Origin of the sequence: Pseudomonas sp. 21LCFQ02, from assembly GCF_024129895.2 — a bacterium.
In the GTDB taxonomy this organism is placed as follows: Bacteria; Pseudomonadota; Gammaproteobacteria; order Pseudomonadales; family Pseudomonadaceae; genus Aquipseudomonas.
In genome coordinates this window covers 3,656,166-3,681,666 of sequence record NZ_CM178749.1, presented here as the reverse complement: position 1 = coordinate 3,681,666, position 25,501 = coordinate 3,656,166, and the positions used below count along the sequence as shown (strand labels likewise).

Here is a 25,501-nt window from a genome sequence, read left to right as displayed (position 1 = left end):
ATGTCTGGTCTGACCAATTGCACATCCTCGAGCAGTGCCTGCAAAGCGCTGACACCAACGCCTAAACCCGCTCAAGTATCCACAACCCTGACCCAGAACCTGAAGGCTCCATCCGATGAGCCTGGTGCAGACAAGATATCGCCTGTGGCCCGCCAGTTGAGCGATGCCTTGCAGCGCGCCAATCAACGCGATGCCAGCCTGAACCGCGATCAATTACGAGCGTTAGCGCAGAAAGCGCTTGCCCAGATCCATAGCGTGCGAATCGCCCCCCCTCACGCTATCCACGATAACGAACGACCAGATAGTGATGACTCCGAGATTCTGGAACGGGCGCGTAAAGCTACGGACTTTAAAAACAATCTTGGCCCCAACCCGTTCAAGGGCATGTCGCCTGAGTTGCTTGCGGCCATCACCTACGATGAAAGCGGTGCCTTTACCCTTCATGAACGCAACGCCGCCTGGTCGGAGTCTTACGATCAAAGACAAGTCTGGAAACATAAGGTCGTAGCCGAAGCGATGCTGGAGTACAGCCTGACCCGCGGCGACACGAGAATTTACGGGCAAATGCTGGACTACTACCGCACCCAACCAGCCATCGAACAAGCACAGATGCCCGACAACCATGAGAAGCACCTGCTGGAAAAGATCACCAGCATCATCGATAACCCGGACCAGTGGCATGACGTTTCACTGTACGACGTGTTGCGCCGCTGGCTGACCGCGCAGCCCCAACAAACATTATTTTCGATCATGGCAAGCGACAGTCAGATGCCGGAATCCACGCTGCCCGAAGTTGCCAGGCCGTTTAAAACCGCTACACAACCCGGTGACGCCATGGCCGTCAAGATCGCGCTCGAAAAAGCCATCGCCCCTTGTCTGCCCGTCAAACCGCAAGCTTCATGACACTGTCTCAATCTGCGGAAAATACTCTGCCTGTCGTTGGCACCTTGGCTTTGGCCTCAGGGTCATAGCTGTTACCTGACAGCCATCACCTACTGCCGTCATGACATGACCGATTGGTCCTTTCAGTGACAGCTCATTGATTTCCAGACATTTTTTGTAGGAAATTTCAGAGCAACGGCGTTTGGTGATGAACGATCTGGCACGTATGATGCTTAATATTTCTCCGCAGATTAGAAGCCTATGTCCCTGATAGTTCTACTGCTTCTGCCCTTTATCGGCAGCTGTCTGGCAGCTTTGCTGCCGCATAACGCCCGCAACGCGGAATCCCTGTTGGCCGGCCTGATTGCCATTGGCGGCGCACTGCAGGTCGCGCTGTGGTACCCACAGATTGCCGATGGCGGGGTGATCCGCGAGGAGTATCTGTGGCTGCCCAGCCTGGGCCTTAACTTCGTGCTGCGCATGGACGGCTTTGCCTGGCTGTTCTCCATGCTGGTGCTGGGGATCGGCGCGCTGGTGTCGCTGTATGCCCGTTACTACATGTCGCCGGATGACCCGGTGCCGCGTTTTTTCGCGTTTTTCCTGGCCTTCATGGGCGCGATGCTCGGCCTGGTGATCTCCGGCAACATTATCCAGATCGTGTTTTTCTGGGAGCTGACCAGCGTCTTCTCGTTCCTGCTGATCGGCTACTGGCACCACCGCAACGATGCGCGGCGCGGCGCTTACATGGCGTTGCTGGTCACCGGCGCCGGCGGCCTGGCGCTGCTGGCAGGGATGCTGGTGCTCGGTCATGTGGTCGGCAGTTATGATCTTGAGCGGGTGCTGGAATCGGGTGATGCGATTCGTGCCCATGCCCTGTACCCGGTACTGCTGGCGCTGATTCTCATCGGCGCACTGAGCAAGAGCGCGCAGTTCCCGTTTCATTTCTGGCTGCCCCACGCCATGGCCGCGCCGACCCCGGTCTCGGCTTATCTGCACTCGGCGACCATGGTCAAGGCCGGGGTATTCCTGATGGCCCGGCTATGGCCATCATTGTCCGGCACGGAGGAATGGTTCTGGATCGTCAGCGGCGCGGGCGCCTGCACCCTGCTGCTGGGTGCGTTTGCCGCCATTTTCCAGAATGACCTCAAGGGCCTGCTCGCCTACTCAACCATCAGCCACCTGGGCCTGATTACCTTGCTGCTGGGCCTGAACAGCCCGCTGGCGGCCGTCGCTGCAGTATTTCATATCCTCAACCACGCAACCTTCAAGGCCTCGCTGTTCATGGCCGCCGGAATCATCGACCACGAGAGCGGCACGCGGGATATCCGCAGGCTGTCGGGGCTGGTCAAGATGATCCCGTACACCGCCACGCTGGCCATGGTCGCCAGTGCGGCGATGGCCGGCGTGCCGCTGATGAACGGCTTTATCTCCAAAGAGATGTTCTTCGCCGAAACAGTGTTCATTACCTCGTCAATGTGGGTCGAAATCGCCCTGCCGGTGGTGGCAACCATTGCCGGTGCGTTCAGCGTCGCCTACTCACTGCGCTTTACCGTCGATGTGTTCTTCGGCCCGATGGCCAAGGACCTGCCGCTCTCGCCCCACGAGCCGCCGCGCTGGATGCGCATGCCGGTCGAGCTGCTGGTCATGGCGTGTCTGGTGGTTGGTATTTTCCCGGCGCAGTCGGTGGGTCCGATACTGGCTACAGCGGCGCAACCGGTGGTCGGCGCAGAGTTGCCCGAGTACAGCCTGGCCATCTGGCATGGCTGGAATGCGCCGATGATCATGAGCCTGATCGCGATGGGCGGCGGCATTTTGCTGTACTTGTTGCTGCGCAACCCGCTGCGCAACGAGCGCTTTAGCGGGCCGCCGCTGATCGGCCGGCTCAACGGCAAGCGCTCGTTCGAAAAACTGCTGGTGGCAACCATGCACTGGGCGCGTCGGGTCGAGCGCCGGCTGACCACCCGCCGCCTGCAACCGCAGTTGTTCGCGCTGGTTCTCACCGCCGTGGTGCTGGGCTTTATCCCGATGTATTACAGCGGTCTGAGCTGGGGCGACCGGCCGAAGATTTCCGGCTCCGGGGTGTTCGTCACGCTTTGGCTGATCGCGATTGCCTGCGCCATCGGCGCCGCCTGGCAAGGCAAGTATCACCGCCTGGCGGCATTGATCATGGTCAGTGTCTGCGGCCTGATGACCTGCATCACCTTCGTCTGGTTCTCTGCACCGGACCTGGCCCTGACCCAGCTGGTGGTCGAAGTGGTCACCACAGTGCTGATCCTGCTAGGCCTGCGCTGGCTGCCACGGCGTAGCGAAGAAGTGGCCACGGTCAGCTCGCGACTCAAGGCCCGTACCCGGCGGGTGCGCGACCTGAGCCTGGCGATTCTGGTCGGTGGCGGCATGGCGGCGTTGTCTTACGCGATGCTGACCCGCCAGACACCGAACATGATTTCGTCCTACTACCTGAGCAGAGCGCTGCCCGAAGGCGGCGGCACCAACGTGGTCAACGTGATGCTGGTGGACTTCCGCGGCTTCGATACCTTCGGTGAAATTACGGTACTGGGTGTGGTGGCGCTGACCGTGTTTGCCCTGCTGCGGCGCTTCCGCCCGCCCAAAGAAAGCATCCCGCTGCCCGCCCAGCAGCGCCTGCTGGCCCGCGATGTGGCCACCGACCTGGTCAACCCGCGCAGCGCCAGCGACACCGCACTGGGCTTTATGATGGTCCCGGCAGCCCTGGTACGCTTGCTGCTGCCGATTGCCTTCATCGTCTCGATGTACCTGTTCATGCGCGGTCATAACCAGCCCGGTGGCGGCTTCGTCGCCGGGCTGGTGATGTCGGTGGCGTTCATCCTGCAATACATGGTCGCCGGCACCCAGTGGGTCGAGGCGCACATGAGCCTGCGTCCGCAACGCTGGATTGGCGTCGGCCTACTGTGCTCGGTGCTCACCGGCCTGGGCGCCATGGCCCTGGGTTACCCGTTTATGACCACCCATACCGCGCATCTGCATTTGCCGGTGCTCGGCGACATGCATGTGGCCAGTGCGCTGTTTTTTGATATCGGCGTGTATGCGGTGGTGGTCGGTTCGACCCTGCTGATGCTGACCGCCCTGGGTCACCAGGCGGTGCGTAGCCATCGCCCGACCGCGCTGCCCAAGCCGGTGGGCGCCCTGCCACCGGGCCAGCCTGTCCACGCACCAGAAGGAGTCTTGTGATGGAAGAAGTGATTGCCGTTGCCATCGGCGTACTGGCCGCCTCGGGCGTCTGGCTGATCCTGCGCCCACGGACCTTCCAGGTGATCATGGGCCTGTGCCTGCTGTCGTATGGGGTGAACCTGTTCATCTTCAGTATGGGCAGCCTGTTCATCGGCAAAGAGCCGGTGATCAAGGACGGTGTGCCGCATGACCTGCTGCACTACACCGACCCGCTGCCCCAGGCATTGGTGCTGACCGCGATCGTGATCAGCTTTGCCATGACCGCGCTGTTTCTGGTGGTTCTGCTGGCTTCCCGTGGCCTGACCGGCACTGACCATGTCGACGGCCGGGAGCCGAAAGCATGAGTGCAATCAACCAACTGATCATTGTCCCGATCCTGCTGCCGCTGTTCACCGCCGGGCTGATGCTGATGCTCGGCGAGAAGCACCGCCCACTCAAGGCGCGCATCAACCTGTTCTCGACCCTGCTCGGCCTGGCCGTCTCGATCCGCCTGCTGATGTGGGTTCAGGAAAGCGGCGGCATGGGCTCGATCGGCGTGTACATGCCCGGTAACTGGGACGTGCCGTTCGGCATCGTGCTGGTGGTCGATCACCTGTCAGCGTTGATGCTGGTGCTGACCGGGATCATCGGGGTCTGCGCCTTGCTGTTTGCCCTGGCGCGCTGGGACAAGGCCGGTACCAGTTTCCATGCGCTGTTCCAGATCCAGCTGATGGGCTTGTACGGTGCATTCCTGACCGCCGACCTGTTCAACCTGTTCGTATTTTTCGAGGTGCTGCTCGCCGCCTCCTACGGCCTGATGCTGCACGGCTCGGGGCGTGCGCGGGTATCGGCGGGCCTGCATTACATCGCCATCAACCTGCTGGCTTCGTCGCTGTTCCTGATTGGCGCAGCGTTGATCTACGGCGTGACCGGCACGCTGAACATGGCCGACCTTGCGGTCAAGATCCCGCAGGTGCCTGAGGCCGACCGCGGCCTGCTGCACGCCGGTGCGGCGATCCTGGCCACGGCATTTCTGGCCAAGGCCGGCATGTGGCCGCTGAACTTCTGGCTGGTGCCGGCCTACTCGGCCGCCAGTGCGCCGGTGGCGGCAATGTTCGCGATCATGACCAAGGTCGGGATCTACACCTTGCTGCGGCTGTGGACCCTGCTGTTCTCCAGCCATGCTGGCGAGTCAGCGTTCTTCGGCGGTGAATGGCTGATTTTCGGCGGCATGGCGACCATTGCCACGGCAGCCATTGCGGTGATTGCAGCCCAGCGTCTGGAGCGTATGGCCAGCCTGAGCATCCTGGTCTCGGCCGGCATCCTGCTGGCGGCGATCGGTTTCGCCCAACCGAGCCTGACCGCCGGCGCGCTGTTCTATCTGGTCAGCTCGACGCTGGCACTCAGCGCACTGTTCCTGCTCGGCGAACTGATCGAGCGTTCACGCTCGGCCAACCAGTATGGCGAGGACGAGGACGCCGACCAGTTGCCACACAATCTTGAGTCCCTGCACCCACCCCGCGGCGTCAACCTCGATGAAGAGGAAAATATCGTGGTCGGTCAGGTGATCCCGATGACCATGGCATTTCTGGGCCTGTGCTTCGTGGCCTGCGCGCTGCTGGTCATCGGTATGCCGCCGCTGTCGGGCTTTATCGGCAAGCTGACCCTGCTCAGCGCCCTGCTCAACCCGTCCGGCCTGGATGTCGCCAAGGATCAACCCGTGTCACTTGAGGCCTGGCTGTTAATTGCGCTGTTGATTTTCTCAGGCCTGGCAGCGCTGATGTCGTTCGTCCGCCTGGGCGTGCAACGCTTCTGGACGCCGACTGAAACCGTCCCGCCGTTGCTGCGCCACAGTGAGTACCTGCCGATTGTGGTGTTGCTGGGCCTGTGCATCACCCTGACCTTCCGGGCCGAACCGCTGTTGCAGTACACCCAGGACACCGCAGCGACCCTGCATGATCCGCAGCAGTACATCCAGTCGGTCATGGCGACCCGCCCGGTGCCGGGGCCAACCCTTCAGACTTCGCAGGTGCAGCCATGAAGCACTTCTTCCCTGCCCCGTTCCTGTCGCTGGCGCTATGGGCGCTGTGGCTGTTGCTGAACCTCTCGCTCAGTGCCGGGCACATCCTGCTCGGCGCCATCCTGGCATTTCTGGCCCCGCTGATGTTTGCCTCGCTGCGACCAATGCCGGCGCGGATTCGCAAGCCCGGCACCATCCTGCGTTTCATCCTGCGGGTGGGGGTGGATGTGGTGATATCGAACCTGCAAGTGGCGCGTTCGGTATGGGCCCTCAAACGTCGGCCGCCGCGCTCGGCCTTCGTCAAGGTGCCGCTGGAGCTGCATGACGCCCACGGCCTGGCGGCGCTGGCCATGGTCTGCACCGTGGTACCCGGCACGGTCTGGTCGGAACTGGCGCTGGACCGTAGCATTTTGCTGATGCATGTGTTCGATCTGGAGGATGAGGCGCAGTTTATCGAGCATTTCAAGAGCCACTATGAGCGCCCCCTGATGGAGATTTTCCAATGAGTGCCTTGCTCAGTGTGACGATTCTGATCAGCCTGTCGATATTTGCCCTGGCCATGGTGCTGACGCTGTGGCGTCTGTTCACCGGACCGTCGGCGCAGGATCGGGTGCTGGCGCTGGATTATCTGTACATCATCGGCATGCTGATGATGCTGGTGCTGGGTATCCGTTATGCCAGCGACACGTATTTCGAGGCCGCGCTGCTGATTGCGCTGTTTGGCTTTGTCGGCTCCTTCGCCCTGGCGAAGTTCCTGTTGCGTGGTGAGGTGATCGAATGACCTACGATGTTCCCTTCTGGGTCGAGGTGCTTACCGCCCTGTTGTTGCTGACCAGCAGCCTGTTCACCCTGACCGGTGCCATCGGCCTGGTGCGTTTGCAGGATTTCTTCCAGCGCATGCACCCCACGGCACTGGCGTCGACAATCGGTGCATGGTGTGTGGCGCTGGCGTCGATTGTGTATTTCTCGGCGCTCAAGTCCGGGCCGGTGCTGCACGCCTGGCTGATTCCGATTCTGCTGGCCATTACCGTGCCGGTGACGACCTTGCTACTGGCACGAACCAGCCTGTTTCGCAAGCGGATGGCGGGTGAGGACGTACCGCCGGAGGTCAGTGGTGACCGACCGGACAGCAAGCAGGCGTAGGCGCGGCTTCAGCCACGCAGACCAAAGTCTGACCCGTCCTCAGCGCGACGCCCTGATCCTCGCCGCATCGCCGTTACGCGCCGATATGCCGTTTTGGCACAGCGGCGCTTGCTCGGCACGAAACCCAAAAAGCGAAAGCAGGATCTCAAACTTGCAGCAGTCAGTTACTCGCTGGCACGAAAGGTCAGTTCGCCTTTGCGCCATTTGGCGGCTTTGGCGATGGCGGCTTTGAGGGTCTGGGTCAGGCCGGTCTGCAGTTGTTCGGTAGCGGCGAAGACCAGCATGACACCATGGCCTTCCTTGAAAACGATGCCGTGGCCGGCAGGCGTGTCGACGAACGCGTACTCCCCCAGCCCATAGATTGTCATTTTGATATCGCGAAAGCGCAGCTCGAGTTTGCCGCCTTCGCGGCTGGGCAACACGGCGGCACGGAAGTGGTCGCCTACCTTGAGCTCAAGCCGAGGCTTGTCATCAACCACCAGCGCACTTTCGGTATCGATCTCAGCCATGTAGACGCCATCAGGCGATTGCTCGGCGACATAGACGAAGCGCGATTGAAACTGCTTTACCAACTTTGCACGAAGATCACCAAGCACGAACAAGGCGTGCGTATCCAGGTTACTTACAGCCAAAGTACAAACCCCCAACGAACTGAAAAATGAACTGCTCTGACAATGCCAGGGCAGTCAACCGATTGTTATCACTCCTATGTGGCCGTCTGGCGGCTGAAACTCCTGATGGGCACCTGCTGGTGCGCTGCAGTTGACGACGCAGGCAGGCAGGCGGCGATTCTACCGCCTGCGCACAACTATGGCATCCAGAGTGTGTATACAGTTCCTGCTCATTGTTGCCCTATCTGCCATTTTTGATCGAACTCCCCTGCCCAGGGACAATCGGATACTCAACAACTGCTCACATTACGCTCAGGAGAGACCATGGAACTGCCAAACCCTAGCCTGCCCGACCTGTTCGCCCAACTGGGCCTTGAGAGCGACGAGGCGAGCATTGAAGCCTTCATCGCGAATCACTCGCTGCCCGACGGGATCAAACTGATCGATGCCGAGTTCTGGACCCCGGCCCAGGCCCAGTTGCTCAAAGAAAAGCTGCGCAGCGATGACGACTGGGCTCTGGTGGTCGATGAACTCAATGAGCGCTTGCATCTGCCGCCGGTTTGATAAACAGCCGATGCCACGCGCAATGCTTGCCTTTGTGGGAGCGACCTTGGTCGCGAAGAGGCCAGTCAAATCATAGCCTCTGCTGCGAATGTGCTGCCGTCTTCGCCAGCAAGCTGGCTCCCACCGGGGCATAAGGCACCTAAGTGAACGGCATTGGCTTTAATACGGATAATCGGACGGGGCGACATTAGGGTGAATTTTACGCCCCCCAGGCTGGGGTGCATGCACGAACAATGCATCGCCCAGTCCGCCCAGCGTCCCGATGAGCGGCTCCCAGTGGGCAGAGTGGTGGATATAGCGCCAGCGCAGCAGTTGTTGCTGCTCTGGCGTCAGCCCGACGGTATCGCCCCGCGCCTGACCGATCAGGCGCCTGCAGATATCTTCGAGCGCGGGCGGTAACGCCAGGTCAGGGCTATCACCAATGGCTTCAAAGGGCACCCCCTCATCACAGGCCAGCGTGTGCATGATGCGCAAATGAATGCGCGAAAGATGCCCGCAGACCTGCCGCCGCATACAGACGGTGGCCATCACCAGGCGGCCCCCGGAACCTGCGGCATGCCTGGCACTGGCCACCGTTGAGCTTTGCACCTGCAGGCAGGCGTGTGGATCAGCAGGGTCAACCCAATACGCGGCATCCATGGCCTGCAAGTCTGCCTCAGCCTCTCGCCAGGCCGGGCTGTCCTCATCACGGACATACCGGCCAACCACACTGGTGTGCGGGCGGCTCATCAGGACCTCTTCGTAGGTCAACTGATGGTAGCCACCGCCAATGTCCGAATGCGCCCCCGGCAGCACAATCTCCCGCTCCCAGCCCGGCGCAATACTGTTGAGGGCGAAATTGCGCCGCCACTCGTCCCGTGCCACCAGATGCAGCACCTGCCTGGCGCAGCCAGGTGGCAGATACAGATTGACCCGACGGTTATGAGAGTCGCGCACATTGCCCAGGTCTCGCCAGCCGCCTACTGCCGCAACAGTGTCGAACAGGCCGACCAGCATGATCCGCACACTGCCTTGCTGCCAGCCGAAAGTCGGGCTCCAGGCCAGTGCCGTATCGGCCAGCAGACGGCCTAGCGCTCCGCGCTCCTGCTTGAGAATCTCGTTGACCAAATGGCGGGCCGATGCGGCGCCGCGGCTGAAGCCGAAGATGTCCAGTTCCAGAACATCAATTACACACCCCGGATTATCCAGCGCAAAAAGCGCCAGGCACTCGGCCAGCCGACTGACCGCCTTGTCGACCTTGGCCAGCACCCCGGTGCTGCCGCGCCCCAGACTTTGCCCAGGCCAACGCGAATCGCGCCCGCCTGAGGTGGTGCCGACCCCGCCGATATACACCGGCCAGTAAACTTTCCAGCCATCCGTTTCACGCCGGGCAACGGCCTGTTTACGATAAAGCTCGAACAAACGAGCGATATTACTGTAGTCGTTAGTGTAACTACCGTGTGACCCGGCGTGGCGCCCGGCGCACTCGCGGGTATGCTCCTGCTGGCCGGCCTGCATCTGTTCGCGGCAGTGGGCGGCGATACCGCTATTGACCCGGTTATTACCGGTGCCATCGAAAAACAGCCCGACCCGCACGGTCACAGGGAACCGGGTAACTTGCGCAGTATCAGGGTGTACATTTACATGTGCTGTAGTATTCATCGTGTATCCATCCTTAGATGCGTCGACTGCAAACTATTTATTGGCGCCTTTTTTCTGCGCATACAAACAGCTTGCTCAACGTGACACGACAGTCAAGCAGTCATAGATATTTCAGAATATTCCTACACAATTAAACCAATTCCTACACACCCCACGCCCAATAATTCTTTAGCTGTTATCAATTACAACAACCTTGGCTGACCAGCCCCCCCCTATGGGGGGCGCCTTTAAAAAACACAGGCTAGGCTGCCAGCAAGTCGGTTTCAAAAATGCTGTTATGCCTGCTCGGGCCGATACCCCAGACGCAATCCACCCCAGTGCCGCCCCTTGACCATGATCGGCACCGACAGATCATGCATAAGCTCACCGGTATCACGGGTGTAGGTCTGCAACAGCACCGCCTGCTGATGGCTACCACAACGAATTCCGGTGCGGTCATCGAACTTGCGCTTGCTACGATTGCGCGCGGTGTCCACTGCCGGGTCGCCGGTCAATGGCTGATTGAAAGCCGCGTTATGGGTCGGCACATAACCCTGCTGGGTGCAGGCAATGGCAAACACCAGCCCCTCATGGCGCTTGAGCAAGGGCTCCTGAATATCCGGCAGCACCTTGTCGGTGTAGCCGTCAAAGCGGGTATGAAAGCGCGGCGGGCTGGTCTTGGCGATAGGCTGGTAACTGCGGTCGAACAAATCATCCAGGCTCACCGCGCCCCTGGCGATATCAGCCTCGAAGCGGGCGCCGATCTGCACAGCGCCTTCGCGGGCCAGATCGTAGATACGCTGGTGGTAATCATCCAGCCCGACCTCGGCCAGGCGTTGGCTGATGCTCTCTGCCTGACCTTCCATCTGCACGGCAGAGTCGGCCAGCTGGCGGGTCTGCTGGTTACTGACCGACAGGTCGGCGCGCATGTGTTCGATGGATCCAAACAGGCTGCCCAATTGCTCCTGATTGATCTGCGTGCCCTGAGCAATCTCGCTGACCTGAACTTCGACGTCGGCAGCCAGGCTGGCGATGCGTTCCAGATGCTGGCCAGTGTCCTCGACCTGACGTACGCCTGTGTCGAGATCGACGGATAACTGCTGGATCTGCGCGACCACCTGGGTGGTCCGCTGCTGGATATCGGCAACCATCTGCCTGACCTCCTCGGTCGCCGTCGCCGTACGCCCCGCCAGACCGCGCACTTCATCGGCGACCACCGCAAAACCTCGGCCGTGCTCGCCGGCCCGCGCCGCCTCAATGGCGGCATTGAGTGCCAGCAGGTTGGTCTGGCTGGCAATCGACTGGATGACCTGAGCGACCCGCTGGATCTCTTCACTGCGCTGGCTCAGCGCCTGGATGACCTGGCGGCTGTCCACCGCGCCCTGACTCAGGCGGCGCATGCACTCGATAGACTCAACCAGCACCGTACGCCCGGCCTCACTACTCTGCCGCGCTTCACTGGCTGCGCTCAGGGCCTGCTGGCTCAATTGCGCAGCCTGCTGCTCGGTGGCGATCATCACCTCGGCACTGCCTACCACCTGCTCGGCGGCCTTGAGCTGCGATTGAATCCGGCCGGCGAGTTGCCGCACCGAAAACGACACACTGGCGGCGGACAACGCGTTATGGCTGGTGGTGAATGACAGGTCGCGGGTCAGGCGGGTGATATCACTGGCGCTTGCGGCCTCAGGGGCCGATGCCGGTTGGCGCTTGCGCAACCGGGGCAGCCAGATCAGCGCAACAGCCAACGGTGCTGCGAGCCACACGGGCAATAGATTCAAGCCGGTGACGACCAGTAGCACGACAATGCCAAGGCTTTGTGTCAGCGCCAGCCACAAGGGCGCGAATACGTGTGAAACGGGGGCCTGCGCGCCGGGCTCTGCCAGCTTCCCTGCAAAGGCTACGTTGTCGGTCATGATCCCTCCACCTGTCGTTTTTCTTATTGAAAAACATTAAACGCCACGAACAGGCTATTTGCCATGATTCGTTAGTGGTACATCCGGCCCGGATCAATACAACGCAGTAAAAAACGATAAACGGCAGGCACAACAAAACCGGGAGGCAGTTGCTTGCCTCCCGGTCAGGTTCCCCTCAGCACTGAGCGATCAGTACTGACGCTGGTGCTTGTCAATCGACTCGTGACGTTCCTGCGCTTCGATGCAGTAACGGGTGGTCGGGCTGATCAACAGACGCTTGAGACCAATCGGCTCGCCGCTGTCATCGCACCAGCCGAAAGAGTCGTCAGCGATACGGGTCAGGGCCATTTCCAGTTGCGGCAGCATGCGCTGGTCACGGTCGATGGAGTTCACCAGCCAGTGACGCTCTTCTTCTACAGAAGCGGCGTCGGCAGGATCTGCCGGGGTGTCCAGGCTTTCGATGGCAACACGGCTCTTTTCGATACGCTCGTGGATTTCAACCTTCATCGATTGCAGCAGCTCGGTGAAAAAACCGTGCTGTTCAGCATTCATGTAGTCATCGGCCGGCATGGCCAGCAACTGGTCCTTTGTCATTGAATTCTCTAATAAAAACGTGCATTTAGCCGGTCTGGAGAGGCCTTGGCGTGGCGTGTCGACGCCATGGCTTTTAAAGGCACCGCCCTGCACTCCACTCAAGAGGGGCGGCAGTCTACGGCTGCCATGCTCAGTCGGCAACCCGTTTGACCCATCTATGCCGAACAATTGCGCAAAAAATGTGCAAAAAGGCTGGCGTTCGCCGCGACTCGACCAGAGTGCCCAGCCAGCAAGCCTCTACCCCATGGAACGCGCCCGGGATTTGCTGGCGCAGGCAAACCAGCCTGCCCTCATCACACCCGGATGTAACCAGACAGACTGCATTAGTTATCGTTCCCTCATACGCATCACTACAACGTACTTTTTTCACAATGACCGGGGTATTCGAGCAACTCTCTTAACATCTTTTAACTTCAGACAAATTGCATTGTACAAAGCAGCAAAGTGCCATCTATAGTGCGTTCAATGCACACGGACAAGCATGCGAACCTGTTCGCATCATCATGGACCGGACCCGAGCCTGCCGCTTCGTGAGCCTGCCGCTATGTTCTTCAAATCAAACACTAAAGAAATTATTGCCCTGCAACAGCTCGTCGAGCAGCAGGCCAGCCTGCTAAAGGCGATCAACCGCTCGATGGCCAGTATCGAGTTCGATCTGAACGGTGTCGTGCTCGATGCCAATGACAACTTCCTGAGCGCCATGGGCTATCGCCGCGAAGATATCCTTGGCAAACAGCACCGGATGTTCTGCACGCCTGAAGATGGCCGCAGCAGCGAGTACGATCGGCTTTGGTCACGCCTGCGTAACGGCGAGTTCGTTTCTTCGACCTTCCGCCGTGTCGCCCGCGACGGCCACATCGTCTGGCTTGAGGCCAGTTACAACCCGGTGCGCGATGCTAATGGCAAAGTGACCAAGGTGATCAAATACGCCACCGATGTCACGGTACGAATCGAGGCCGACAACGAGGCGCGCCGCAAGCTCGAAGCCATCGACCACGCCATGGCCGTGATCGAGTTCGACCTTGAGGGCCGGATTCTGGCCGTCAATGACAATCTGACACGCACCATGGGCTATAGCGAAACCGATCTGATCGGCAAGAACCACCGCATGCTATGCCCGCCGGAGCAGAGCAACAGCAACGAATACGCCGATTTCTGGCGACGCCTGAACAAGGGAGAATCGTTCAGCGGCCAGTTCAAGCGTGTCAGCCGTAGCGGCCAGCCCGTCTGGCTGGAGGCGACCTATAATCCGATCTACGACGCCAGCGGCAAGCTGTGGAAGGTGATCAAGTTCGCCGCCGATATCACCCCGCGTATTGAGCAGCACGAACGTGATGCAAGCAGTGCCGCCCAGGCGTATCACATCTCGGTCGAGACCCGCAAAGTCACCGAACACGGCACCGAAGTGATTCAGCAGGCCGCCCAGGAAATGCGCCAGATCTCATCGAGCATCGAAGATTCGTCGAAGATCATCACCCAACTGGGCGCACGCTCCGAGCAGATCACGGCCATCGTCAATACCATTCGCAGCATTGCCGAGCAGACCAACCTGCTGGCGCTCAATGCCGCTATCGAAGCGGCACGGGCGGGTGATCAGGGCCGTGGCTTTGCTGTGGTGGCCGACGAAGTCCGGCAATTGGCCGGGCGCACCAGCCGCTCGACGGCGGAGATTTCCGAGATGATCGGGATGATCCAGAACGAAACGCGCCAGGCCATCGACAGCATGGACAATACCCGCAACAACGCGATCAAGGGCGTTGACCTCGCCGACCAGGCCGGCTCGGTCATCGTGCGAATCAGCGAGGGCACCAATCACGCGGTGGACGCTGTGAAGATGTTTGCCAGAGTCGCTCACTGAACCGCGCTACTGAGCCTCCAGCGCCTGGCGATTTTTCTGACCCAGGCGCTTGGCGCGCTTTTCCAGCACCAGGTACACCACCACCGCCAACAGCAGCGGCAGCAAAAAGTAAATTGCCCGGTAGCCGATCAGCGCCGCCAGCAAGGTACCTTTGGAAAACTGGTGCGCCAACAGGGTCATGAATACGGTTTCCAGCACACCGAGCCCGGCCGGGATGTGGGTAATTACCCCGGCAATGCTGCTGATCAGCAACACACCCAGAATTGCCGGGTAAAACGCTTTGTCCGGCAGCAGGGTGTAAATCACCAGCGCCATCAGCGACCAGTTCAAGGCACCCAGGCTGGCCTGGATCAGCGCCTGACTCAGGGTCGGCAAGACAATCTCCTGGCCGCGAATGGTCCAGCACCGGCGCTTGGAAAACCGGCAAGCCGCCAGATAAGCCGCGCACAGGATCAGCAGCGCCACGCCTATCAGCTGCAAGCTCGTGCTGCCAATCGCCCACTCCGGCGGCAACTCAAGAAAGCCCAAGGCGAATACCAGACCTGCCAGCAGCATATAGCCCAGCCAGTTGGTAATCAGGCTCAGGCTGAGAACGCGGGTGATGGTCGGCACATCAAGCCCCAGCCGCGAGTACAACCGATAGCGCAAGGCAATGCCGCCTACCCAGGAACTGAGGTTGAGGTTGAACGCGTAGCACACGAAGGTGACCGGCACGACCTGGGCAATGCTCAGCCGATGCCGGGTGTAAAAGCGCGCCAGGATGTCAAAGCCGCAGTAGACCAGGTAGCTGCAGGCCGCCACCAGCACGGCGATGAACAAGGTACTGGCCTTGTAGGAGCGCAAAGCCTGCATGACCTCCTGCCAATCAAGGTTCTTGACCAGCAGAAACAGCAACACCGGGATCAGTACGATGAAAAACACATTGAGCAAGCGTTTGGCCCACAGCCATTTGCTTGATTGGGTTTCGGATGCAGCAGCGCCAGCCTGGCTCATGACGATTTCTCCGAATTGGACAGCTCATGGGCCGCCTGTTGTCGCTCTTCAACAACCCGCGCCTCGGGCATCACGTCCGCCGCACGCAGGGGCTTGAGGCGCATGCCGTGCACCGGAAACAGCCCGGCGATGGCCGGAAAGTGGCGCAGGAAGTGGAAGCACAGAAAAATCATCGGCGCCCTCCACCACTGGCCACGCGCCGCCCCTTTGAGGGTGATCGGCACGCTGTGGGCAGCCGCCAGCCCAAGCAGATGCTCCTGCAACTGCTGATTGAGTGACGCATCACGGATGAACAAATTGGCTTCCAGATTCAACGCCAGGCTCAGCGGGTCGAGGTTACTGGAGCCCACAGTCGACCACTCATGGTCGATCAGCGCCACCTTGCCATGCAGCGCGCGCTGCTTGTATTCGTGGATCACCACCCCGTCGCGCAACAGGTAGGTGTAGGTCAGCCTTGAGCAGACCCGTACGAACGGCATGTCCGGCTTGCCTTGCAGAATCAGAGTGACCTTGACCCCGCGTCGCGCGGCGTTACGTAACTCGCGCAAGAACCGATAGCTGGGAAAGAAGTAGGCATTGGCCAGGGTGATCCGCGAATTGGCAGCCCTGATCGCCTGCAAATATTGCTCTTCAATGTCGGTGGTGTGCTGACGGTTGTCCCGTTCAGCCAACAACATCCGGGCATGGCCGGCCTGCTCGAGGCGCAGCGGCACCGGCGCCAACCGCTCACGCACCGCCGCGCTGAGCATGCCCAAGGCGCTGCGGTGGATATCGGCAATGATCGGCCCACGGACCCGCACCGCATAATCCTGCTTGGCAGTCAGCCCGGTTTCAGTCATGTGATCGACGCTGTAGTTGATCCCGCCAATAAAGCCGAGCTCACCATCGATCACCACCACCTTGCGATGCAGACGGCGAAACAGATTGGTGCGCATGCCCAGCAAACGCGGTTGCGGGTCGAACAACTGGATATGAATACCCGCATCGATCATTTGCTTGACGAACGCTGAACTCAGATCACAGGTGCCGTAGTCATCCACGGTGACCACCACCTGTGCGCCATTACCCGCCGCTTCGATCAGCGCCTGCTGCAAGCCTTCGCCAATCCGGTCTTCAAAAATGATGAAGGTCTCGACCAGCACCTGACGGCGTGCCGAGCGGATGGCCTGGAATACGGCGGTAAAGAAATCCTCGCCATTGATCAGCAACTCAACCGAGTTACCGTCACGCCATTGCCCTTGTTTCATAAGCTCACCTCCACCGCCAGCGGTGCATGATCGGACAGATGAGACCAGGGCCGATGGCTCAACACCTGCGGCCGCCGGGTCGTGGCGTTGGCGACATAGATCCGGTCCAGCCGCAGCAGCGGCCAGCGCGCCGGGAAACTGCGCGCCGGCGCCCCTGTGTGCTGGACAAACACTTCGCGCAACCCGGTGCCGGCCAGCAGCGCATCGGCACGCAGGCGCCAGTCGTTGAAGTCGCCGGCCACAATGACCGGCTCACCGTCCGGCAGGCCCTTGACCAGCTGCGCGAGCAGCCGGATCTGCGCCTCACGGTGCTTCTCACGCAGGCCCAGATGCACGCAGATCGCATGCACCTGGCCATGGTGTGCAACATCAAGCACACAATGCAGCAGACCGCGCTCTTCAGTGCCATGAATGGACACGTCGAGATTCTCGTGGCGCAGGATCGGGTATTTGGAAAGCAGTGCGTTACCGTGATCGCCATGCGGGTAAACCGCATTACGGCCATAGGCGTAGCTGCTCCACATACTGTCGGCCAGGAACTCGTACTGCGAGATGCTCGGCCAGTCCTTGACCCGGCTGGCATGGCGCTGGTGCTCACCGTGCACTTCCTGCAGAAACACCACATCGGCCGACACGCTGCGCACGGCCTCACGCAGTTCGGGAAGGATGAAGCGCCGATTCAAAAAGCCAAAGCCCATATGCATATTCATGGTCAGTACATTCAGTGAGAGGTTGGCCGATACCGGCTGCAATTGGCCGACGGGCGTATGGGCTCGGGTCAAGAACGTTTACTCCTTGAGGGCAATCACTGCATATGAAGCTTGCCAAACGAGCCGGTTCCGTCGTTTATCGACCAACGCGCAGAATGCAACGCTGGTCAGCGATAAATGAGCGTTATGCCGCGCACAGCACTTACCCGCTCATAGGTGCGGGCAAAGCCTGTGATGGCGCGGCCCACGCACCTGGCGGGGCGTTTGGTTTTTTACTGAACACTGAAACCTGAAACGGCACGCGGGTTGCTTGCACAGGGGGCTGAGAGCCACCGGTGACAGATTTTTCCACTCGCTGGAAACGCAGCAAAACCGGCTAAGCTGATTTCATTCAAGACGACGACAGGAACCGAGCCGTGGCCGCTTCGTCAATCGCACGCTATACCGCAAAGGCCCGCTGGCTCCATTGGCTCATGGCACTGCTGGTTGTCCTGGCTTATGGCCTGATTCTGTGCCGCAGTGAGTTCAGCCGCTTTTCCGAATACCGCATGATGGTGGTGCAAGGGCATTACCTGACCGGCATCCTGTTGCTGGGCCTGGCGTTCTTTCGCCTGGCCGAACGACGCCGTCATGCGCCGCCAGCCATTACCCCGCCCCTGCACAACAGATTACGCGTGGCCTCCCGAGTGACGCATTACCTGATGTACGGGTTCCTGTTCGTGCAGCCGATATTGGGCATGCTCACCGTACTGGTAGAAAAAGGCGAACTGCCGATCCTGTTTACCGGGCTGGCCATCCCTTGGCCGCTGCCGACCTCGGGACGTACCGCCGAGTATTTTGAAGACCTGCACAAGCTGTTCGCCTCGCTGTTTTACTACCTGGTCGGCCTGCACATTGCCGCCGCGCTCTGGCATCACTTCATCCGCAAGGACGACACCCTCAGCAGAATGCTGTGAACCCTGTGGGAATTTTCAACACACCGCCGTGCATGACGGACATGACGGACAAGGCGGGCTATGATCTGCGCCTGTGTTCTAGCCATGATTCAAGGACTCTTCATGCACATGCGGTTGTTGACTGCCCTGACAGTGACTGTCGGCTGCGCGTTTTCCCTTCAAGCCCAGGCCAGCAGCGACGACTCCTGCTACCCGCGCTGGTCGTTGATCAAGGACAATCTGGAGCCGTGCAGCAACCTGGCCTTTCTCAGCCCTGGCAACGATAGCCAGATCAACCTGCGCCTGTTGCTGGCCGACAAGAGCGTGCTGCCGCCAAGCCCGCAGCCGTTGCAAGCCCTCGACCTGGAACAAGGCTACGGTCAGGTGCCATTCCCGGTTTACCGGCTCAGGCCAGAAGCGACGCCTGCCGACGCACAACCAACCAGCCAGGCTGTCGACCCCTTGGCTGCACCACTGCAACGACTGGGCCTGAGCCGACCGGCAACAACCGCCGGGCAGGAGTTTCTGCAAGGTGAAGGCAGCCGTTGCCGCAGTAACGATCAGGCCAGCGCCACGGCCTTCATTAGCGCCGTGCTGAACAGCCCCGAACTGACAGACAACGAGCGCAAGGCATTGGCCGACAGCCGTCTGCAAATGCTCGGTGCCTGCAGTTGGGATCCGGACCAGCAAACGAGCCTGCTACCGGCCAATCTGGCGTCCAGTGAGGCCCAGGCATTTGCTCTCTACCTGGCTGCAGCAGCGGACTTCTACAGTGGTCGTTTTGATGCAGCCGCCAGCGGATTCGCCCGCCTGGCCGACAGCCGCCAGCCATGGCTGAACCAGACCGCTGCCTACATGAGTGCTCGCACCCTGCTCAACCAGGTTCAAGAAACGGGCTTCACTGAGTACGGTGAAATCGACCCTGATCGCCTGGACCTGGCCTTGCTGGGTCGCGCTGACCAGGCGTTCCAGCAATACCTGGCCCAATGGCCGCAAGGTGATTACGCGGCATCAGCGCGCGGCTTGCTGCGCCGCGTACACTGGCTGGCCGGTAACGACGACAAGCTGGCTGACGAATATGTCTGGCAGCTGACCCAGGCCAGCGACGCACAGCGCAGCGCCAGCCTGGATGGTTTGATCAACGAGATCGATATCAAGTTACTCATCAACCGTGCCCATACGCTGCAAGAACCTCTGCTGCTGGCGGTCATTGACCTGATGAGCATGCGCGAACAGGCCCGCCCCGGCCTGTCGCTGGAAGATCTGCAGGCCCAGCAGCCGGTATTTGCCAACGATCCGGCCATCTATGACTACCTGCTGGCCGCCCACGCATTTTATGTGCAAGACAATCCAGCGAAGGCACTGGAGCACTTGCCGCAGCCACCTGCCGCAGGCGACACCCTGAGTTATCTGAGCTTCAGCCAGCAAATGCTGCGCGGCCTGGCCTTGCAAGCTCGCCAGGACTTCAAGGGAGCGCAACAGACGTGGCTCGCCATCCTGCCGATAGCCAAGGCGCCGCTGCAACGCGAGCAACTGGAGCTGGCCCTGTCGATGAGCTACGAGCACGACGAGCAACTGTCCGGCGTGTTTGCCGCCGACTCGCCGATCCAATCCCGGCAAGTGCGTAACATCCTGCTCAGCCATGTGGCCGATGCGCAACTGCTGCGCGAGCAGACCCTGAACGGGCTGGACACCAGCGAACGCAACCTGGCGCTGTTCGTGCTGCTCTACAAAGACCTGCTGCGCGGTCGCTATGCCGACTTCGCACAAGACCTCAAACGCTTGCCTGAACCGCTGCCCAAAGAGCAATTGGGCTACGGCCTGGGCTACGTCTACCAGCAAGGTCCATCATTGGAACTGTTCCAGTGGCAAGGCGACAAGGCCGAGTCTGGCTACAGCTGCCCGAGCATCGCCCAGACCGCTGCCGCCTTGCAGGCTGATAGCAAAGACCCTCAGGCGCTCAATTGCCTGGGCGAGTTCATCTTGCGCAACCGCCTCGACAGCATGCCGCTGGATCAGCGCCGCGATGCCGACACCCTAGGAGGCAGCGCACCGGGCTTTGCCGGCGAGGTGTTCTCACGGCTCGACGGCTATCGCCAGGTGATCGACAACCCCAAGGCAGGCCGTGACGACAAAGCCTATGCGCTGTTTCGCGCCATCAACTGCTATGCACCTTCGGGTTACAACAGCTGTGGCGGCCAGGAAGTCGAGCCGGCCACCCGCAAAGCCTGGTTCCGCCAGCTCAAAGGCAGCTACGCCAGCACTCAGTGGGGCAAAACCCTGCAGTATTACTGGTAAAGCCATGATGAAAACCTGGCCCTGGCTGCTGCTCAGTTGGCTGCTGGCGACTGAGCCCGGCCATGCGGCGGTAGACGCCAGCCACTACGACCAGTTCTGGCTATGGGCCGGCGTCGACCAGCAGCCGGTGCTGCAACACGCCAATACGCTCTACGTGCTGCAAGGCCAGATCAGCCAGTCACGCCGCGACCCGCAGGTGCACTTCATCGCTCAAGGGCCGGGCGTGGCCCGCCTGCCGCAAAAACAGCTGTGGATCGTCTACCGCGCCCACACTCTGCGCTGGCCCGACACCGTATATCGCCAGTTGCTCGCCCAGGTCGAGCGCTGGCGCAGGGCCGGCAACCCGGTGGTCGGCGTCCAGATCGACTTCGACGCCCGCACCCGCCACCTCGACGAATACGTGACCTTCCTGCGCGACCTGCGCCAGCGCCTGCCTCCCGACTACCGCCTGAGCATCACCGGCCTGATGGACTGGAGCAGCAACGCCGACGCCAGCGTGATTGGCCAACTCAACGGCGTGATCGACGAAGTCGTGGTCCAGACCTACCAGGGCCGCCACAGCATCCCCGACTACGGCGCCTACCTACCACGCCTGAGCCGCCTGGGCCTGCCGTTCAAGGTCGGCCTGATCCAGGGTGGCGAATGGCAAGAGCCGGATTTTTTACAAGACAGTCCCTGGTTCAAGGGTTATGTGGTATTCCTGCAGAACCCATAACCCCACCAGGACGGCTTTTTTGCTTAAGCACATGAAAAATCTGAAAAAAACATTTGCATAAGGAAAAACGTTCGACTACATTAGCGCACCTCGACGGACGCAACGTCTGAAACGAGATACGGTGAGATGTCCGAGTGGTTTAAGGAGCACGCCTGGAAAGTGTGTATACGAGAAATCGTATCGAGGGTTCGAATCCCTCTTTCACCGCCACATTCGATGTAAGCTAAAGCCCTGATTTTACTAGATAAAATCGGGGCTTTTTCTTTTGCGCCCTATAGCTTTAGGGCAAATTTAGGGCAAAAAGAACAACTCTCAGGCCGCAACAGGCCGCCTCCGGCCATTCATGGCAATCTCCGGCGTTCTGCCGAACCAAATCCCCTCAAAAAACCATCAGTCAGGCGACATTGCATTTTGAGTGTCATACCCACAAGAGCCAACGTGCTGAACATGACACATCAAGCACCGAACGAAGCGCTCATCACAAAGCATCTCAAGCAGCTGGTGAATCAGATGCTTCCCACTACCAGGCAGCGATCTATAGCGTTCAATGAAAAAGCGCTCATGCTCAGGCAGAGTTACCCCGCAGGGTCTGGAGCGGCCGCCTGATAACACATACATGACATCCGCGCCCGCTGCCGCGACACCCGCAAAATAATCTGCTCGAGGTACTCTCACACCGCTTTCGTAGTGCGCTTGTGCGTTAGTTGCCACACCACCGACGGACCCGAATTGGGCCTGAGTAAAGCCAAGCCTGATGCGCTCATATTTCAATCGCCTGCCGATGCCGTTCATGCCGCTCACCTTGCGATCCAATTGGGCATCAAATTATCTGATAGATAGCTGGTTGCCATCTTTTTTCGGAGAATCAGCTGATTTTATGACCAACCGGCATTGCTGTTCAGATCGTCACCCTCCAAAAGCGAGAAAATCACACCCCCTCCCCAATGCGTTCCAACTCCGTTTGCGTAACGTCCCAGGCACTGGGAATGCATCGAATAGACCTTAAAATCAATGATCCTGAATATCACAACACCATCCTTGCGTATGCATCTATCACTACACATTTGCCCAAGATGCACGCCGTTCGTCCCGTAGGCATTCATGCCTACAAGGGAAGTATCCATACAAAATCTCCATGTTATCCGAGCTTCAACGCTGCGAGGGGGCGGAATAATACGGAGGGCTGTCAGGAACAAAAATTATCCGACACCACCCGAACGCACGCTATAGCATTAGTCTGACAGCGCGATAATTTTTTAACTCCATTTCGCCAGTATCAACCTGGGGCTCTCATGTCTTTCGGTTTGAGCCTCGCCCGCCACGCCATCCTCTCAGCCTCGCTCATCAGCTCAAACGCCAGATCCTCAACTTTCATCCCGCCTGCGCAAGCGCTATAGCGCGCCCCCCCGCCGACCCTCAATCCCCAGTGCATCAGGCCCGACCGACGCTGATCGGCACCGGCCACGAGCAGCATTTCGTAAAACAGTGCATCGCATACAGCTCGGGACAACTGATTTACGCAATAAAGAAGATCATGGATCACACCGCATGCACGATCTTCAATTCCGGTCAGCAATGGCCTGACAATCCAGGGTGTGGACGCCAGATCGGTGATGAAGTATTTCGGCGCTGTGTAGGTCTCGCCGTCAGCCGACTGGTAGCGGAAGTCGTGCATCAGCACCCACTCGCCTCTGGCGTAGGCCTGCAGTACCAAAGGATCAGGGAAGCGGCCGGTCATGGCGCGCCGCCGCAAGTGACCTCAATGCGATCGGGCGCAATTGAGGCATTGACTAGAATACGGTTTGCCAGGCGCGCCGGCTCCGGAGCCGCGCAATAGGCACCGGTTGCGTAGCGCATGGCCTGAACGGCGCAGCCCTGAAGCAGCAGCAGGCCCGCAATCAGGACTAGGCGCGTCATATCAGCACCCCGCCGCAAGCAGAATACATGGCCAACAGATCCGCCTCCGATGCCTCTTCCCGAGCCCGCTCGGCAGCGTAAATCTGCAGCAGGCTGGCAAGCTTGTGCTCTCGCTGGCCATAACCGGCGCCGGGCAAACTGGCCCAGATCGGCGCGGCCCTGGCGATAGCCGTCTTGATGTCACCGGCCTTGATGCACGGCATGGCGCCGCACTCGATCAGCAGCTTGATCGCGGCCAGATCCTGAGCCTCGGGAATAAACCGACCCTTGAAGCCGTAGTTGCGCACAATGGCGTTCCAGGTGCGTGCCAAAAACTGGTAACGGCCGGCTGCGCTGGACTTGATCTTGTAGCGCGGCAAGTCGACCAGCACCTGAGGGTGCGCGCTGTAATCGCTGAACAGGGTGCCGCCGACCAGCACGTTGTAGCCATCGTCAGAGGCCTTGATGGTGGAAGTACCCTCCGACCAGGCGAGCATGTCGAGGAACGCCAGGACGTTAATACCGCCGGCCTGTGTTGCGTCAATTCGTGCCATATGATTTTTTCCAGACGAAAAAAAGCCCGCTCGGTGGCGGGCTTATCAGAAGCTGTCGAGAGTCAGCGAAGCAGCAGCGTTAGTTTGCAATCAGCAGATCAACACTCGTGGAATCACAGCTGTAATTCCCTTTCTTGTCGATGACCAGATAGAGCGACGATTCTTTGGTAACAGCCACGTCGTCTGCCTTGATCTGCGCACTACCACCATTTGCCAGATTGCCGGACTTGATCACGGTGTCACCCAGATTTAGCGACCATCTGATCCCGTCACCGCAAGAGCGATCCAGATCATTCACCCGCCCGAGCACGTTGACGCCCCCTTCGACAGGACTGGCCCAGCGGAAGATGGTTTGAAAGGCAGGGCCAGGGTGAGCGTAAACGTCACCCTGCTTCAGGCTGTAGCCGCCACCGCCACCAGTAAAGGTTTGCTTAGGGATAGCAATAGACCCAGCTCCGGTAGCTGCAGCACGCCAGCAGAGCGACGGGCCACCAGGGCATTGGGCGTAGAACAACGGAAACGCAGTGTAGTTGGCCGAAACACTTGTTGCCGTCGTATTGCGCATGAATGACCAGGGCGAGCCCGCTGGAATGCCGTTATCCATCAGGTACATGTCACGAGCCAGGTTCCACGTCTGGGTCGCGGCCATAGCGTTGACAGACGCAAGTGAAGACACCAGCGCCATAGCCAGCAGGAGTTTGTTGTGCAGTTTCATGGTTCACCTCGATAGTTGATGTTGAGCTGGATTCAAATCGCACGGACTGGCCGTGCTTGGCTCGCTCAAAGGCGCTTTCTCGAGGCTCGTGGCCTTCACATGATTCAACGTTCCGCAACGGGAACATTTGATCTGGAGTTCGGTAAAAACGCCCACACGGGCGAGAAGTCTGTTGCACTTACCGCATCTGCAATCTTTAAGCATCTGCATAATCTTCCTTTATCTGCCATGCCCACCCCGCTATCGCCAGTGACGAAAGGCGGCATGCAAGCTGACTCTGCATCCGGCCTCACTTGATCCGGGGCCAGAAATCCCTTTCAAAAACTGTCGGTTCAGGTCGGTTCCGCTTGATGCATTTGCCTTGCGGGGCCTGTATCGGCAATTCGCTGCCGCATGCTAGCCGGTGAGCCTCCAGCTTGTCTGTCGCTGTGTGCTGTTCGCTGCGACGGACACAAATATCACCCAACGTGTTTTATCTGTCAAACACCAAATGTGTTTTTATTTTTGGCGGACGTTGCTGAAATTTCCTATCGCGAAGGGTTATCAAGCCACGCAACGTGTTATATCCTCTCGCAACAACTGGATATATATACAGCAAAGGAAGATCACTATGACCGAACAGAACAAGCCTGAAGCCCGGGTAATGAGTGAGGTAGAACGGCTGGGGTTGCGTATCGCAGAGATGATCAATTCACCCAGAGCCCAGGAACGCTGTGCCGCGCTGATCCACCGGCTGGACACAGATACGGATCAGGCATGGGAAGCGGTCATGGAGCTTTTGGCGGAAACCGACGGGATCAATATGACCTTTCAGGATGACGGGGGCGTGCTGCTGGAATGGGTCAAGCCGACCGATGAGGATCGGATAGTGGAGCAGGCAGAGGTCGAGACCGTCGAAGCGGCGCCTTTCTGAACCAACGAGGGGGGCTTTGCGGCCAGCACGACAGATTGGCGAGAGCAGCCGGGCAAGCGCGCGCCGGCTGTGGCGACAGGTACCGGACTGACCGGCACCCGCAAACGTTCAGGCTAAATCAGCCATAGATCCAA

General features: G+C 59.7%; 26 protein-coding genes and 1 tRNA gene. 15 read left to right on the top strand and 12 right to left on the bottom strand.

Features of this window, described 5'->3' with window-relative positions; translation table 11 throughout:
- The 7 genes from NJC40_RS16570 (at nucleotide 1) to NJC40_RS16540 (ending at nucleotide 7,231) form a co-directional block, all read left to right on the top strand.
- Entirely contained in the window at nucleotides 1-903 is a 903-nt protein-coding gene (locus tag NJC40_RS16570; RefSeq protein WP_253142154.1) for a hypothetical protein, read from the top strand.
- Nucleotides 904-1,143: 240 nt separating this feature from the next.
- On the top strand, nucleotides 1,144-4,089 hold the full coding sequence (locus NJC40_RS16565) for a monovalent cation/H+ antiporter subunit A (RefSeq protein WP_045490000.1): 2,946 nt from the start codon (nucleotides 1,144-1,146) through the stop codon (nucleotides 4,087-4,089).
- Complete coding sequence (locus tag NJC40_RS16560) at nucleotides 4,089-4,433, top strand: Na+/H+ antiporter subunit C (RefSeq protein WP_045489999.1); 345 nt, start codon at nucleotides 4,089-4,091, stop codon at nucleotides 4,431-4,433. The genes NJC40_RS16565 and NJC40_RS16560 overlap by 1 nt, the downstream gene beginning before the upstream one ends.
- Nucleotides 4,430-6,109, top strand: coding sequence for a monovalent cation/H+ antiporter subunit D (locus tag NJC40_RS16555; protein WP_045489997.1), 1,680 nt, complete (start codon nucleotides 4,430-4,432; stop codon nucleotides 6,107-6,109). Before NJC40_RS16560 ends, NJC40_RS16555 begins: the two co-directional genes overlap by 4 nt.
- On the top strand, nucleotides 6,106-6,594 hold the full coding sequence (locus NJC40_RS16550) for a Na+/H+ antiporter subunit E (RefSeq protein WP_045489995.1): 489 nt from the start codon (nucleotides 6,106-6,108) through the stop codon (nucleotides 6,592-6,594). The genes NJC40_RS16555 and NJC40_RS16550 overlap by 4 nt, the downstream gene beginning before the upstream one ends.
- Nucleotides 6,591-6,869: a K+/H+ antiporter subunit F gene (locus NJC40_RS16545; protein ID WP_045489993.1), complete on the top strand. Its 279-nt coding sequence runs from the start codon at nucleotides 6,591-6,593 to the stop codon at nucleotides 6,867-6,869. The genes NJC40_RS16550 and NJC40_RS16545 overlap by 4 nt, the downstream gene beginning before the upstream one ends.
- Nucleotides 6,866-7,231: a Na+/H+ antiporter subunit G gene (locus NJC40_RS16540; RefSeq protein ID WP_045489991.1), complete on the top strand. Its 366-nt coding sequence runs from the start codon at nucleotides 6,866-6,868 to the stop codon at nucleotides 7,229-7,231. The genes NJC40_RS16545 and NJC40_RS16540 overlap by 4 nt, the downstream gene beginning before the upstream one ends.
- 164 nt (nucleotides 7,232-7,395) lie before the next feature.
- On the opposite strand, the gene NJC40_RS16535 is transcribed toward NJC40_RS16540, so the two are convergent.
- Nucleotides 7,396-7,863 carry a hypothetical protein gene (locus NJC40_RS16535; RefSeq protein ID WP_045489990.1) on the bottom strand — a complete coding sequence of 156 codons (468 nt, stop codon included), beginning with the start codon at nucleotides 7,861-7,863 and terminating at the stop codon, nucleotides 7,396-7,398.
- Between the two features lie 303 nt (nucleotides 7,864-8,166).
- On the opposite strand from NJC40_RS16535, the gene NJC40_RS16530 reads away from it, so the two are divergent.
- A complete protein-coding gene (locus NJC40_RS16530) occupies nucleotides 8,167-8,406 on the top strand; it encodes a DUF2789 domain-containing protein (RefSeq protein WP_045489988.1) in 240 nt (79 codons plus the stop codon).
- Between the two features lie 159 nt (nucleotides 8,407-8,565).
- Here NJC40_RS16530 and NJC40_RS16525 read toward each other — a convergent pair whose 3' ends face one another.
- From NJC40_RS16525 to NJC40_RS16515, 3 genes are all read right to left on the bottom strand, one after another.
- Complete coding sequence (locus NJC40_RS16525; protein WP_253142152.1) at nucleotides 8,566-10,047, bottom strand: T6SS phospholipase effector Tle1-like catalytic domain-containing protein; 1,482 nt, start codon at nucleotides 10,045-10,047, stop codon at nucleotides 8,566-8,568.
- A 275-nt stretch (nucleotides 10,048-10,322) separates the two neighbouring features.
- Nucleotides 10,323-11,543, bottom strand: coding sequence for a methyl-accepting chemotaxis protein (locus NJC40_RS16520; RefSeq protein WP_492180571.1), 1,221 nt, complete (start codon nucleotides 11,541-11,543; stop codon nucleotides 10,323-10,325).
- A gap of 585 nt (nucleotides 11,544-12,128) precedes the next feature.
- The gene (locus NJC40_RS16515) at nucleotides 12,129-12,533 is read right to left on the bottom strand and encodes a TraR/DksA family transcriptional regulator (RefSeq protein WP_045489981.1); all 405 of its coding nucleotides are present in this window, start codon (nucleotides 12,531-12,533) and stop codon (nucleotides 12,129-12,131) included.
- 544 nt (nucleotides 12,534-13,077) lie between these two features.
- Between NJC40_RS16515 and NJC40_RS16510 the strand changes: the two genes are divergently transcribed.
- Nucleotides 13,078-14,391 (top strand): methyl-accepting chemotaxis protein, encoded by a 1,314-nt coding sequence (locus NJC40_RS16510; RefSeq protein WP_045489980.1) that lies wholly within the window; start codon nucleotides 13,078-13,080, stop codon nucleotides 14,389-14,391.
- Nucleotides 14,392-14,397: 6 nt separating this feature from the next.
- Here the strand turns inward: NJC40_RS16510 and NJC40_RS16505 are convergent, their stop codons facing one another.
- From NJC40_RS16505 to NJC40_RS16495, 3 genes are read right to left on the bottom strand one after another with little or no spacing between them, the layout of a single operon-like run.
- Complete coding sequence (locus NJC40_RS16505) at nucleotides 14,398-15,384, bottom strand: lysylphosphatidylglycerol synthase domain-containing protein (protein ID WP_253142149.1); 987 nt, start codon at nucleotides 15,382-15,384, stop codon at nucleotides 14,398-14,400.
- Nucleotides 15,381-16,631, bottom strand: a complete 1,251-nt coding sequence (gene clsB / locus NJC40_RS16500; RefSeq protein WP_253142147.1) for a cardiolipin synthase ClsB — start codon at nucleotides 16,629-16,631, stop codon at nucleotides 15,381-15,383. The genes NJC40_RS16505 and clsB overlap by 4 nt, the downstream gene beginning before the upstream one ends.
- On the bottom strand, nucleotides 16,628-17,413 hold the full coding sequence (locus tag NJC40_RS16495) for an endonuclease/exonuclease/phosphatase family protein (RefSeq protein WP_253110325.1): 786 nt from the start codon (nucleotides 17,411-17,413) through the stop codon (nucleotides 16,628-16,630). Before NJC40_RS16495 ends, clsB begins: the two co-directional genes overlap by 4 nt.
- A 401-nt stretch (nucleotides 17,414-17,814) precedes the next feature.
- Here NJC40_RS16495 and NJC40_RS16490 point away from each other — a divergent pair, with 401 nt between their 5' ends.
- From NJC40_RS16490 to NJC40_RS16475, 4 genes are all read left to right on the top strand, one after another.
- Nucleotides 17,815-18,297: a cytochrome b gene (locus NJC40_RS16490; protein WP_045494573.1), complete on the top strand. Its 483-nt coding sequence runs from the start codon at nucleotides 17,815-17,817 to the stop codon at nucleotides 18,295-18,297.
- A gap of 102 nt (nucleotides 18,298-18,399) precedes the next feature.
- Nucleotides 18,400-20,574, top strand: a complete 2,175-nt coding sequence (locus tag NJC40_RS16485) for a PA5441 family protein (protein WP_253142145.1) — start codon at nucleotides 18,400-18,402, stop codon at nucleotides 20,572-20,574.
- Between the two features lie 7 nt (nucleotides 20,575-20,581).
- Nucleotides 20,582-21,289 carry a DUF3142 domain-containing protein gene (locus tag NJC40_RS16480; protein ID WP_253142163.1) on the top strand — a complete coding sequence of 236 codons (708 nt, stop codon included), beginning with the start codon at nucleotides 20,582-20,584 and terminating at the stop codon, nucleotides 21,287-21,289.
- Nucleotides 21,290-21,409: 120 nt separating this feature from the next.
- Nucleotides 21,410-21,499, top strand: a tRNA-Ser gene (locus NJC40_RS16475).
- Nucleotides 21,500-21,679: 180 nt separating this feature from the next.
- Here NJC40_RS16475 and NJC40_RS16470 read toward each other — a convergent pair.
- From NJC40_RS16470 to NJC40_RS16450, 5 genes are all read right to left on the bottom strand, one after another.
- Nucleotides 21,680-22,081: a helix-turn-helix domain-containing protein gene (locus tag NJC40_RS16470; RefSeq protein WP_253142143.1), complete on the bottom strand. Its 402-nt coding sequence runs from the start codon at nucleotides 22,079-22,081 to the stop codon at nucleotides 21,680-21,682.
- A gap of 484 nt (nucleotides 22,082-22,565) precedes the next feature.
- Entirely contained in the window at nucleotides 22,566-23,027 is a 462-nt protein-coding gene (locus NJC40_RS16465) for a DUF1353 domain-containing protein (protein ID WP_253142141.1), read from the bottom strand.
- A gap of 175 nt (nucleotides 23,028-23,202) precedes the next feature.
- Complete coding sequence (locus tag NJC40_RS16460; RefSeq protein WP_253142139.1) at nucleotides 23,203-23,739, bottom strand: glycoside hydrolase family 24 protein; 537 nt, start codon at nucleotides 23,737-23,739, stop codon at nucleotides 23,203-23,205.
- Between the two features lie 79 nt (nucleotides 23,740-23,818).
- Nucleotides 23,819-24,454, bottom strand: a complete 636-nt coding sequence (locus tag NJC40_RS16455; RefSeq protein ID WP_253142137.1) for a hypothetical protein — start codon at nucleotides 24,452-24,454, stop codon at nucleotides 23,819-23,821.
- A 3-nt stretch (nucleotides 24,455-24,457) separates the two neighbouring features.
- Entirely contained in the window at nucleotides 24,458-24,610 is a 153-nt protein-coding gene (locus NJC40_RS16450; protein WP_253142162.1) for a Com family DNA-binding transcriptional regulator, read from the bottom strand.
- Here NJC40_RS16450 and NJC40_RS16445 point away from each other — a divergent pair.
- Both NJC40_RS16445 and NJC40_RS16440 read left to right on the top strand, forming a co-directional pair.
- Nucleotides 24,554-24,751 carry a hypothetical protein gene (locus NJC40_RS16445; protein WP_253142164.1) on the top strand — a complete coding sequence of 66 codons (198 nt, stop codon included), beginning with the start codon at nucleotides 24,554-24,556 and terminating at the stop codon, nucleotides 24,749-24,751. The two genes, NJC40_RS16450 and NJC40_RS16445, sit on opposite strands and share 57 nt — an antisense overlap.
- 313 nt (nucleotides 24,752-25,064) lie before the next feature.
- Nucleotides 25,065-25,367 carry a DUF1654 domain-containing protein gene (locus tag NJC40_RS16440; RefSeq protein ID WP_253142135.1) on the top strand — a complete coding sequence of 101 codons (303 nt, stop codon included), beginning with the start codon at nucleotides 25,065-25,067 and terminating at the stop codon, nucleotides 25,365-25,367.
- The last annotated feature ends 134 nt before the right edge of the window (nucleotides 25,368-25,501 follow it).

Excerpts from the sequence above, each read along its gene's own strand:
- NJC40_RS16570 (WP_253142154.1), top strand. The coding sequence starts at position 1 with ATGTCTGGTCTGACCAATTGCACATCCTCGAGCAGTGCCTGCAAAGCG.
- NJC40_RS16565 (WP_045490000.1), top strand. The coding sequence starts at position 1,144 with ATGTCCCTGATAGTTCTACTGCTTCTGCCCTTTATCGGCAGCTGTCTG.
- NJC40_RS16560 (WP_045489999.1), top strand. The coding sequence starts at position 4,089 with ATGGAAGAAGTGATTGCCGTTGCCATCGGCGTACTGGCCGCCTCGGGC.
- NJC40_RS16555 (WP_045489997.1), top strand. The coding sequence starts at position 4,430 with ATGAGTGCAATCAACCAACTGATCATTGTCCCGATCCTGCTGCCGCTG.
- NJC40_RS16550 (WP_045489995.1), top strand. The coding sequence starts at position 6,106 with ATGAAGCACTTCTTCCCTGCCCCGTTCCTGTCGCTGGCGCTATGGGCG.
- NJC40_RS16545 (WP_045489993.1), top strand. The coding sequence starts at position 6,591 with ATGAGTGCCTTGCTCAGTGTGACGATTCTGATCAGCCTGTCGATATTT.
- NJC40_RS16540 (WP_045489991.1), top strand. The coding sequence starts at position 6,866 with ATGACCTACGATGTTCCCTTCTGGGTCGAGGTGCTTACCGCCCTGTTG.
- NJC40_RS16530 (WP_045489988.1), top strand. The coding sequence starts at position 8,167 with ATGGAACTGCCAAACCCTAGCCTGCCCGACCTGTTCGCCCAACTGGGC.
- NJC40_RS16525 (WP_253142152.1), bottom strand. The coding sequence starts at position 10,047 with ATGAATACTACAGCACATGTAAATGTACACCCTGATACTGCGCAAGTT.
- NJC40_RS16520 (WP_492180571.1), bottom strand. The coding sequence starts at position 11,543 with ATGATCGCCACCGAGCAGCAGGCTGCGCAATTGAGCCAGCAGGCCCTG.
- NJC40_RS16515 (WP_045489981.1), bottom strand. The coding sequence starts at position 12,533 with ATGACAAAGGACCAGTTGCTGGCCATGCCGGCCGATGACTACATGAAT.
- NJC40_RS16510 (WP_045489980.1), top strand. The coding sequence starts at position 13,078 with ATGTTCTTCAAATCAAACACTAAAGAAATTATTGCCCTGCAACAGCTC.
- NJC40_RS16505 (WP_253142149.1), bottom strand. The coding sequence starts at position 15,384 with ATGAGCCAGGCTGGCGCTGCTGCATCCGAAACCCAATCAAGCAAATGG.
- clsB (WP_253142147.1), bottom strand. The coding sequence starts at position 16,631 with ATGAAACAAGGGCAATGGCGTGACGGTAACTCGGTTGAGTTGCTGATC.
- NJC40_RS16490 (WP_045494573.1), top strand. The coding sequence starts at position 17,815 with ATGGCACTGCTGGTTGTCCTGGCTTATGGCCTGATTCTGTGCCGCAGT.
- NJC40_RS16485 (WP_253142145.1), top strand. The coding sequence starts at position 18,400 with ATGCACATGCGGTTGTTGACTGCCCTGACAGTGACTGTCGGCTGCGCG.
- NJC40_RS16480 (WP_253142163.1), top strand. The coding sequence starts at position 20,582 with ATGAAAACCTGGCCCTGGCTGCTGCTCAGTTGGCTGCTGGCGACTGAG.
- NJC40_RS16470 (WP_253142143.1), bottom strand. The coding sequence starts at position 22,081 with ATGAACGGCATCGGCAGGCGATTGAAATATGAGCGCATCAGGCTTGGC.
- NJC40_RS16465 (WP_253142141.1), bottom strand. The coding sequence starts at position 23,027 with ATGACCGGCCGCTTCCCTGATCCTTTGGTACTGCAGGCCTACGCCAGA.
- NJC40_RS16460 (WP_253142139.1), bottom strand. The coding sequence starts at position 23,739 with ATGGCACGAATTGACGCAACACAGGCCGGCGGTATTAACGTCCTGGCG.
- NJC40_RS16455 (WP_253142137.1), bottom strand. The coding sequence starts at position 24,454 with ATGAAACTGCACAACAAACTCCTGCTGGCTATGGCGCTGGTGTCTTCA.
- NJC40_RS16445 (WP_253142164.1), top strand. The coding sequence starts at position 24,554 with ATGATTCAACGTTCCGCAACGGGAACATTTGATCTGGAGTTCGGTAAA.
- NJC40_RS16440 (WP_253142135.1), top strand. The coding sequence starts at position 25,065 with ATGACCGAACAGAACAAGCCTGAAGCCCGGGTAATGAGTGAGGTAGAA.